The organism is Longimicrobiaceae bacterium (assembly GCA_035936415.1).
GTDB lineage: Bacteria > Gemmatimonadota > Gemmatimonadetes > Longimicrobiales > Longimicrobiaceae > JAFAYN01.
Map to the genome: position 1 here is coordinate 1 of DASYWD010000257.1, position 9625 is coordinate 9625.

The 9625-nt window shown below is 72.2% G+C and carries 6 protein-coding genes; 3 read left to right on the forward strand and 3 right to left on the reverse strand.

The genetic code is table 11. The features are described 5' to 3' along the window. Positions 1 to 275 precede the first annotated feature (275 nt). Both rfaD and VGR37_10290 read right to left on the reverse strand, forming a co-directional pair. Positions 276 to 1292, reverse strand: coding sequence for an ADP-glyceromanno-heptose 6-epimerase (rfaD, locus tag VGR37_10285; protein ID HEV2147779.1), 1017 nt, complete (start codon positions 1290 to 1292; stop codon positions 276 to 278). A gap of 87 nt (positions 1293 to 1379) precedes the next feature. Continuing rightward, positions 1380 to 1736 (reverse strand): hypothetical protein, encoded by a 357-nt coding sequence (locus tag VGR37_10290; GenBank protein ID HEV2147780.1) that lies wholly within the window; start codon positions 1734 to 1736, stop codon positions 1380 to 1382. Between the two features lie 225 nt (positions 1737 to 1961). On the opposite strand from VGR37_10290, the gene polA reads away from it, so the two are divergent. Further along, entirely contained in the window at positions 1962 to 4748 is a 2787-nt protein-coding gene (polA, locus tag VGR37_10295; protein ID HEV2147781.1) for a DNA polymerase I, read from the forward strand. A 111-nt stretch (positions 4749 to 4859) separates the two neighbouring features. Here polA and VGR37_10300 read toward each other — a convergent pair whose 3' ends face one another. Further along, positions 4860 to 7586, reverse strand: a complete 2727-nt coding sequence (locus VGR37_10300) for a TonB-dependent receptor (protein ID HEV2147782.1) — start codon at positions 7584 to 7586, stop codon at positions 4860 to 4862. A gap of 340 nt (positions 7587 to 7926) precedes the next feature. On the opposite strand from VGR37_10300, the gene VGR37_10305 reads away from it, so the two are divergent. Continuing rightward, complete coding sequence (locus VGR37_10305) at positions 7927 to 8859, forward strand: hypothetical protein (GenBank protein HEV2147783.1); 933 nt, start codon at positions 7927 to 7929, stop codon at positions 8857 to 8859. A gap of 60 nt (positions 8860 to 8919) precedes the next feature. Then, the gene (locus VGR37_10310) at positions 8920 to 9477 is read left to right on the forward strand and encodes a metal-dependent hydrolase (protein ID HEV2147784.1); all 558 of its coding nucleotides are present in this window, start codon (positions 8920 to 8922) and stop codon (positions 9475 to 9477) included. Positions 9478 to 9625 lie beyond the last annotated feature (148 nt).

The following is a 9625-nucleotide window of genomic DNA, read 5'->3' on the forward strand; positions in this document are numbered from 1 at the left end:
ACATGAAGGGCAGGACTCCCGAGCAGGTCTTCCTTGCTGGCCTGCCCCAACCCTCCACCCCGACCGCCGAGGAGGTGCCTGAGGCTGCTTGATCTACTCCCCGGCGGGGGCAACTGTCAGGGGAACACCATCACTGTACAGGCACCTGAAGTTTGCCTTCGCCTCCCTATGGGGCGCTCTGGAGGACGGAGGCCACCTCGCCGTTGCCTCTCGGCCCTGCGACCCGCGGCGCTGGCGGTTCTCGCCGAGGGACCTCCGGGTCGTAATCGAAAGGCTCAGCCCGCGCCCTCCTCCTCGTCCCCCAGCCTCCGGTCCGGGACCAGGTAGCGGGTGACGTAGTCGGCCACGGCGTCGCGGAGCGGCGTGGCCGGCCCTTCGTATCCGGCGTCCCGGAGGCGGGACACGTCGGCGCGGGTGAAGTACTGGTACTTGGCCCGCAGCGCCTCCGGCATCTCCACGAACTCGATCTCCGGCTCCCGCCCCAGCGCGGCGAACAGGGCGCCCGCCAGCTCCACCCAGGTGTGCGCCGTCCCCGAGCCCACGTTGAAGAGCCCGGCCGCGGAGGGCGTCCCCGCCAGGTGCAGCGTCATGTCCACCGCGTCCTTCACGTACAGGAAGTCGCGCTGCTGCCCGCCGTGCGGGTACTCCGGGCGGTAGCTCCTGAACAGCTGGATCTTCCCGGTCTCGCGCACCTGCGCGAACGCCTTGGCGACCAGGCTGCGCATCTCCCCCTTGTGCGCCTCGTTGGGGCCGAAGACGTTGAAGAACTTGAGCCCCACCGTGCGGTCCAGGAGCCCGTGCCGGGCGGCGTACAGGTCGAACATCTGCTTGGAGTAGCCGTACATGTTGAGCGGCCGCAGCCGGCCCAGCTCCGCCGGGGACGAGGCCGCGTCGTCCATCCCCCGCTCGCCGCCCCCGTAGGTGGCCGCGGAGGAGGCGTAGACGAAGCGCGCGTCGCAGGACAGCGCCCAGGCCGCCAGGTCCTTGGTGTACTCGTAGTTGTTGCGGGCGAGGAAGGCGGCGTCCGTCTCGGTGGTGGACGAGCACGCCCCCATGTGCAGCACCAGGTCGAAGCGGCCCAGCGCGCCGGTCTCCAGGGCGGGGAGGAGGTCGTCGGCGTCCAGGTAGTCCTCGTAGCGCAGCGGCACCATGTTGCGCCACTTCTCGCTGCGCCCCAGGCGGTCGGCGACCACCACCCGCTCGCAGCCGCGGCGGTTCAGCTCCCACACCAGCGCGCTGCCGATGAAGCCGGCGCCGCCCGTCACCAGCACCCGTCTGTTCGCGAAGTCCACCTGTCGTGCCTCCCCTGAAGGAACCCCGAGCTCGTCCTGCGGCCGGGAGGCAACTTACAGGGTCCCGCCGGGCGGCGGGAGTGGCGCCTACGCCACGGAGCCGCGGGCCCGCCGGACGTCGCCGTCGTAGAGCACGGTCCCGTCGCGCTCGGCGCTGCGGGCCGGGTGCCCCACGCTCGCGGCGGAGCGCTCCCACTCGTCCAGCCCCATCACCCAGAACTCCACCCGCGGGCGCGCTGGCGGGATGCGCCGCTGGAGCTTGGCCTCCAGTGCCAGCGCGTCGTCGCCCGCGTCGCGCAGCACCACGAAGGCGTAGTAGCCGTGCCCCTCCGGCGGGGCCACGGGGCGGAGGCCGACGATCCGGTCGACCCGGTGGATCCCCACCACCTGGGCGATGGCGCGGGCCAGCTCGTCCGGGGTGCGGGGTCGGTTCGAGCTCGACATGGCGCTTCCGTACGGGTTCTCGCCTCGCCGGGGCGGGCCTGCGCGGGCCCGCCTGCACCGGCCACGCACCGCGCACGCAAAACGGCGGCCCGCCGCTTCGGCGGCCGGGGTTGGAGGGCCGGCTCCGGCGCGCCTGGGCACCTGCTTTGCGCGCCGCTCCCCCCGGCGTAGATTGCGCGGACCGTCGCCGTGCACCGGTGTCCGCATACCGCTCTGGATCCTCCCGTGGAAAAACCCGAGAAGACCCGCCCCCGCCTCTACCTGATCGACGGCTACGCGCTGATCTACCGCGCCTTCTTCGCGATGATCTCGCGGCCCCTGATCTCGTCCCGCGGGGAGAACACCTCCGCCGCCTGGGGGGTGACCAAGTTCCTCCTCAAGGTGATCGAGCAGCACGAGCCCGACTACCTGGGGATGGTGTTCGACGCGGGGACCTCCGACCGGCACGTGGTCTACCCCGAGTACAAGGCCACCCGCGAGAAGATGCCCACCGAGCTGGACGGGTCGCTCCCGCGGATCCGCCAGGTGGTCGACGCCTTCCGCGTCCCCATCGTGGAGCTGGCCGGCTACGAGGCGGACGACGTGATCGGGACGCTGGCGGCGCAGGCCGCGGACGCGGAGCTGGAGACGGTGATCGTCTCCGGCGACAAGGACTTCTACCAGCTCATCCGCCCCCACGTCTGCCTCCTGAACCCGGGCCGCGGCGGCCCGCAGGCGGTGGAGGAGGAGTGGGTGGACACCCGCAACGCGCACGAGCGGCTGGGCGTGCCGCCGGAGCGCGTGGTGGACTACCTGGGGCTGATCGGCGACACCTCCGACAACGTCCCCGGGGTGCGGGGGATCGGCCCCAAGACGGCGATCCAGCTGATCGAGCGGTTCGGCCCCATCGAGGAGATCCTGGCCCACGCGGGAGAGGTCACCGCCAAGCGGGCGCGCGAGGCGCTGGAGGCGCACCGGGACGACGCGCTCCTTTCCAAGCAGCTGGTCACCATCCGCACGGACCTCGCCATCCCCCTGGACCTGGAGAAGCTGCGCCGGAAGGAGCCGGACCGCGCGCGGCTCAAGGAGCTCTTCCTGGACCTGGACTTCCACTCGCTGGTGCGCGACTACGCCGCCCCGGCCGCGGAGGAGAAGCCGCCCCGGGCCACCGACTACCGGCTGGTGCAGTCCGCGGAGGACGCGCGCGCGCTGGCGGAGCGGATGAAGCGGGAGGGCCGCTTCGCGCTGGATACCGAGACCACCAGCACCGATCCCGTGCGCGCCGACCTCGTGGGGATCTCCGTGGCGCTGAAGCCGGGCGAGGGGTACTACCTCCCCTTCGCGCACTGCCTCCCGGGCGGGGGGCAGGGGGAGCTGCTGGGGGACGAGGGCGCCGAGGAGCAGGCGGAGGCAGAGCCGCCGCTCTGCCTCCCGCCGCTCCTCAGCGACGAGCTGGCGCCGCTGGTGGAGGTGCTGGAGTCCGCCGCTTCCGAGAAGGTGGGGCAGAACCTCAAGTACGACCTGCTGGTGCTGCGGCGGGCGGGGGTGGAGCTGGCCGGGGTCGGCTTCGACACCATGGTCGCCAGCTACCTCCTGGACCCGGGGCGGAGGGAGCACGGGCTGGACTCGCTGGCGCTCCAGTACCTGGACCACCGCACCGTCACCTACGACGAGGTGGCGGGGAAGGGCAAGGCGCAGGTCCCCTTCGCCTGGGTGCCGCTGGAGCGCGCCCGCGACTACGCCGTGGAGGACGCCGACGTCACCCTCCGGCTGGCGGAGCTGTTCGCCCCGGAGCTGGAGAAGCTCCACCTGGACGACCTCTTCCGCCGCATCGAGATGCCGCTGGTCGAGGTGCTCGCGGAGATGGAGTGGAACGGGATCCGCATCGACGAGGCGGTCTTCCACGAGCTGCACCGCCGCCTGGTGGGGCAGCTGGAGGCCGTGCGCACGCAGATCCACGCGGAGGCCGGGGGGGAGTTCAACATCAACTCCAACCCGCAGCTCCGGGAGATCCTCTTCGAGCGGCTGAAGCTGCCGGTCTTCAAGCGCACCAAGACCGGCCCCTCCACCGACGTGGAGGTGCTGCAGGCCCTGGCCGCGCAGGGTCACCGCCTCCCCGAGCTGCTGATGGAGTACCGGCAGCTCGACAAGCTCCTTTCCACCTACGTGGATGCGCTCCCCCGCATGGTGAACCCGGAGACAGGGCGGATCCACACCTCGTTCAACCAGACCATCGCGGCCACGGGGCGGCTCTCCTCCACCGACCCCAACCTCCAGAACATCCCCATCCGCACGGAGCTGGGGGCGGAGATCCGCCGCGGCTTCATCCCCAAGGAGGGGCACGTCTTCTTCTCGGCCGACTACTCCCAGATCGAGCTGCGGATCCTGGCGCACTACTCCGAGGACCCCGCCTTCGTGGAGGCGTTCCGCTCCGGCGAGGACATCCACCGGCAGACCGCGGCGCTGATCTTCGGCGTGGCCCGCGAGGCGGTGACGCGCGAGATGCGCGACCGCGCCAAGACGGTGAACTTCGCGGTGATCTACGGGATCGGGGCCTTCTCGCTGGCGAACCGCCTGGGGATCTCCAACGCCGAGGGGAAGCAGTTCATCGACGCCTACTTCGAGCGCTTCCCGGGGGTGCGCGCCTACCTGGACCGGCAGATCGAGCTGGCGCGCGAGCAGGGGTACGTGGAGACGCTCACCGGCCGGCGGCGCTACATCCCCGAGATCACCTCGCGCAACTTCAACGTGCGCGCCTTCGGCGAGCGCGCCGCCACCAACGCCCCCATCCAGGGCTCCTCGGCGGACATCATCAAGATCGCGATGATCGACATCCACCGGGAGCTGAAGCAGGGGAAGCTCCGCGCGAAGATGCTCCTGCAGGTGCACGACGAGCTGCTCTTCGAGGTCCCCCGCGAGGAGCTGGACGAGCTGCGGGAGATGGTGCGGACGCGGATGGAGGGCGCCATCGAGCTCAAGGTGCCGCTGCTGGTGGAGACCGGGGTGGGGGAGAGCTGGCTGGAGTGCAAGTAGGGGGAGTGCGGGAGTGCGAAGTGCGAAACGACGCCCCCACCGGGATCTCCCGGTGGGGGCGTATTGCTCCCCTCCCCCTTGCGGGGAGGAGTTGGGGGAGTGGGTCCGCCTTTACCGGCCCAGCGACACCCGCGTGTAGTAGAAGGCGCCGTTGAAGCCGAAGGGGGAGATCCCGCTGTAGCGGAAGATGCCGTTGTTGCTCAGCGGGCCCTTCTGGTCGAAGTCCTTCCACTGGTCGGGGTAGACGTCGAACAGGTTGTTGGCGCCCACCGCGATCTCCACGCGGTCCCGCAGGCGGTAGCCCACCTCCAGGTCGGTGATCCACTTGGCCCCGAACGTCTGGTCGAGCTCCTCCCGCGTCCCGAACGCGGTCACCTCGCCGAAGCGCTGGTTGTGCAGGTTCACGTGCAGCGCCTCGCGCGAGTAGCCCAGGGTGATCCCCAGGTTGTCGCGCGGCTGCCCGCGCTCGATCCGCCCCTCCTCGATCCGGTCGAAGATGGTCTCCTGCAGCCCGGAGAGCTGGGGCGGGGTCGGCGCCTTCCCCGTCACCTCGGTCTCCGTGTGGGCATAGCTCCCGGTGAAGCGGAGCCGTCCCGACTCGCCCAGGCGCACGCCGTAGTTGACCACCACGTCCACCCCGGTGGTGCGGGTGTCGATGGCGTTCGTGAAGAAGCGCCCGCCGCCGATCCCCCGCAGCCCCGCCCCCTCGAAGAGCGCGCGGATCTGCGGGTTGGTCACCAGGAAGTTCCCGGAAAGGACGATCCGGTCGTCGATGTCGATGCGGTAGAAGTCCACCGTGGCCGACAGGTCGCGGAAGGGCTGCGCCGTCGCGCCCACGCTCAGGTTCACCGACTCCTCGGGCTTGAGCGGCGTGGCCCCCAGCACCTGTGCCTCGACGCTGGCGACCGGCAGGGTGCGCACGTCGAAGGGGGTGTTCACCCCGCCCACGACGATGAAGTTGGTGGCGGTGGAGGAGAAGTGCGACTGCGGGAGCGAGGGGGCGCGGAAGCCGGTCCCCGCCGAGCCGCGCAGCGCGAAGCCCTTCACCGGCTCGAAGCGCGCCGCGACGCGGCCGTCGCTGGTGGAGCCGAAGTCGCTGAAGCGCTCCGCCCGCCCCGCCAGCGTGAGGAGGAGCTGCGGGGTGAGGTTGGCCTCAAGGTCCAGGTAGGCGGCCACGCTGTTGCGCGACTCGTCGCGCTCGTCGGTGGGGCGGAAGCCGGGGAACACCTGCGCCCCTACGGCGGCCGGCGCGCCCTTGCTGGGCCCGTCCAGGATCCGCACCCCGCCGTCGCGGAAGGAGGCCTCGTCTCCCCGGTCGATCCAGTATCCCTCCCGCCGGAACTCCGCCCCGGTCGCCACGCTCAGCGCCGAGGCGAGCCCCACCTGGAAGGCGCGCACCAGGTCCAGGTTGCTGGTCACCTGGCTGAAGCCCAGCGTTCCCGCGTAGAAGTCGGTGGGGCTCGCCGCACCCATCGACACGTTGTTGCTGTTGAGGACGTTGAACTCGAAGGTGTTCCGCCCGTACACGGTGCTCAGGTCCCACGACCACCCGGCCAGCGCTCCCCGGGCCCCGCCGGCGGCGGAGCCGTCCCAGATCTCGGTGGAGATCAGCGGGAGGAAGCCGTTGGGATGGATCGCGCGCACGGTGCGCGCGTCCAGCGCCCGGCGGAAGAAGCCGGCGGCCTCTCCCTCGCGGCGAGTCAGCCCCCCGAAGCCGTACAGCTCCGCGCCGCCGAACGGGAGGGCGGCGTTCAGGAACGCCCCCACGTCGCGCGCGTCGGAGTCGCCCTGCCGGTGGTTGATCTGGTTGGTGAGCGACGGGTCGTTGTTGCGCGGGTCGCCGGTGAAGAACTGCTGGCGCGTATCCGGGAACGAGCGGTTGGTCCGCTCGCGGTCGCGGAAGTCCGCGGCGACGTTGAAGTAGCCGTCCGTGCCGATGTCCACCCCGTAGCCGGCGCCGGCCTGCACCACGCGGCCGTCCCCCTCGCGCGTCTGGCCGAGCGTGGAGGAGATCCGCCTTTCGTCGCCCCTGCGGAGGACGATGTTGATGACCCCCGCGATGGCGTCCGATCCGTACTGGGCGGCGGCTCCCTCGCGCAGGATCTCGATCCGCTCGATGGCGCTGGCGGGGATGGCGTTCAGGTCCACGGAAGTGGCGCCGCGGCCGACGGTGCCGTTCACGTTCACCAGCGCGCTGTTGTGCCGCCGCTTTCCGTTGACCAGCACCAGCACCTGGTCCGGGGCCAGTCCGCGCAGGGTGGCCGGGCGGACGTGGTCGGTCCCGTCGGCGATGCTCGCGCGCGGGAAGTTCACGGAGGGGGCGAGGCGCTGGATGATCTGCGCCGTCTCCGTGAGGCCGGTCCGCTGGATGTCCTCCCGGGTGACGACGTCCACCGGGACGGGAGCGCTGAGCACCGACCGGTCGGCGCGGCGGGATCCCACCACCACCAGCGCGTCCACGGCCACGCCGTCGGACGCCTGGACCTGGAAGTCGCGGGTGGCGGTCTGCCCCGCGCCCGCCGTGACGGTGGCGCGGGCGAGCACCTGCCCCACCCGGCTGACCACCACCTCGTGGGTGCCGGGGCTCACGGAGAGCGTGTACCTCCCCTCGGGACCGGTGACCGCGCTCTGCTGCGCCCCCGCGCGGACCGTGACGCCCTCGATCGGCGTCCGGGACTGCGCGTCGCTCACCGTGCCGGTGATGGTGGCGCGGGTCTGTGCGTGGGCGGGCGCGCCGGCGAGCAGCGCCGCGGCGAGCGTGAGCCCGGAAAGGAGCCGGGCGAGCCGCCGGGCGCGCCCTCCGGGTGACCTGCAGGATCGTACGAGGTGTGGCGGCATGGGACCTCCTCCACGGGACGTGGGGTGGACGGGAGAGCGGCTCCACCTGCGGGGAGCCGGAGCCGCGCGCGGGACGCGGCGGGTGCGTATGTTCTGGGACCCGGATCGCCGGATTCGGCCGCCGGTGCCGCGCGACAGGGGTGCCGGGGGGGAGGGCCGGGGGCTCCCATTGCGCCGCTCGTCAAGGATGCGGGGGAAGCGCGAGCAGGGCAAGGACCTTGTCGACGCGGGACGACGAGCGGCTTTCGCCCGTGTCCGGCGGGCGCTACTTTGGATCGCCGGTCCACCCTATGCGCTGGAGGCCAGATGGCCATGAGACCCGGAACGCGGAGCAGTGCCGGTGCCCCCCGGTGACGCGCCGCGCCCGCTCCCCTTCGTCCTCGGGATCGTCGGGGACTCGGGGAGCGGAAAAAGCACCATCGCCCAGGGAGTGCGGGCGCTGATCGGGCCGGAGAACGTCACCTCCCTGGAGCTGGACGACTACCACCGCTACACCCGGGCGGAGCGCCAGGAGAAGGGGCTCACCGCGCTCAACCCGCTGGTCCACAACCTCCCGCTGATGCAGGAGCACCTCCAGCTCCTGCGGCGGGGGCGCCCCGTCCGCACCCGGCGCTACGACCACACGGACGGCACCTTCGGCCCGGCGCGCGTGATCGAGCCCCGGGAGGTGGTGGTCGCGCGAGGGCTCCTGGGCTTCCCCACGGACGAGCTGGGCCGGTCGTACGACCTGGCGGTGTTCGTGCACCCGGAGCCGGATCTGCTCTTCCGCTGGAAGCTCCGCCGCGACGTGCAGATGCGCGGGTACTCGGAGGCGCAGGTGCTGAGCTACATCGCGCAGCACCTGCTCGATTCCAAGCAGTTCGTGGTGCCTCAGGCGGAGCGGGCGGACCTGGTGGTCCGCTACGAGATCCCGGAGTGGAACGCGCCGGACTCGGAGGTGCGGCTCTCGCTCGTGCTGCGGCGCACTGCGGCGGAGGCGCTGCGCGGCGCCGCCATCGAGCGCTTCGGCGAGGCGGCGCGGATGGAGGAGCGCGACGGCGAGCGGATCATCCACCTGGGGAACACCCTGGACTTCGAGAGCGTGGAGGCGTGGGCGCGGGAGCGGTTCCCGTCCACCTTCACGCCAGGGGCGGTCGGCGCCTACGCCGCCGGGGAGGGCGGGGCCTCCCGCCACCCGGGGCTCGCCTTCACCCAGGTGCTGATCGCCGTGCTGGCGCAGCGCCTCCGCCGGGTGGCGGACGAGCCCCTGGAGGCCTCGGCCGGGTCGGGGTGAAGCCGTCGCGAGGGACTCCGGGTCCGGCGGCGGCACGCAGCGGGGCCGGAGCCGGATAGCATGGCGTTTCCTCCCGCGCACATGCTGGTGGGCGCCGGGGTGGCGGAGGTGGTGCGGAGCGCGGCCCCGCCGCTCCCCCGCTGGCGCGCCTGGGCCGTCGGCGCCGCGCTCGCCGTGGTCCCGGACCTCGACTTCGTCCTGGACCTGGTGCTGCAGCGCGGGGCCACCTATCACGGCACCTTCACCCACAGCCTCGTAGCCACGCTGGTGGTCGCGCTCGCGGCGGGGGCGCTGGCCGGGAGGCGCTGGGCGCTGCTGGCGGGGGCGGGATACGGCTCCCACCTCCTGGTTGACCTGCTCGACGACAGGGGGCGCACGAACGTCCTGGTGTGGTGGCCCCTGTCCGACGAGCGTCCCCTCGCGATCGCGCGGGTCTTCCCCAAGGTCCCCTTCTGGGTGGGGGGGCGGCTGGAGGATTCGGTTCGGAGCCTGGGGCAGCCGGAGGTCCTGGTGGCGCTGGCCCGCCAGACCGGGGTCGCCCTCCTCCTCTTCCTCGCCCTGCTCGCTGTCGCGCTGATCGTCCGCCGGGCACGGTCCGCGCGGGGTGCCCCTACCTGATTCACCTCCCGCCGGCTGCGCGCATGTCCACACCCGCCCTCATCCGGATGGAAGCGCTGGCGCGCGACGCGCGGACCGCGGCCCGCGGGCTGCGGCGCACGCCCGGCTTCGCGGCCTCCGCGGTGCTGACGCTCGCGCTGGGCGTCGG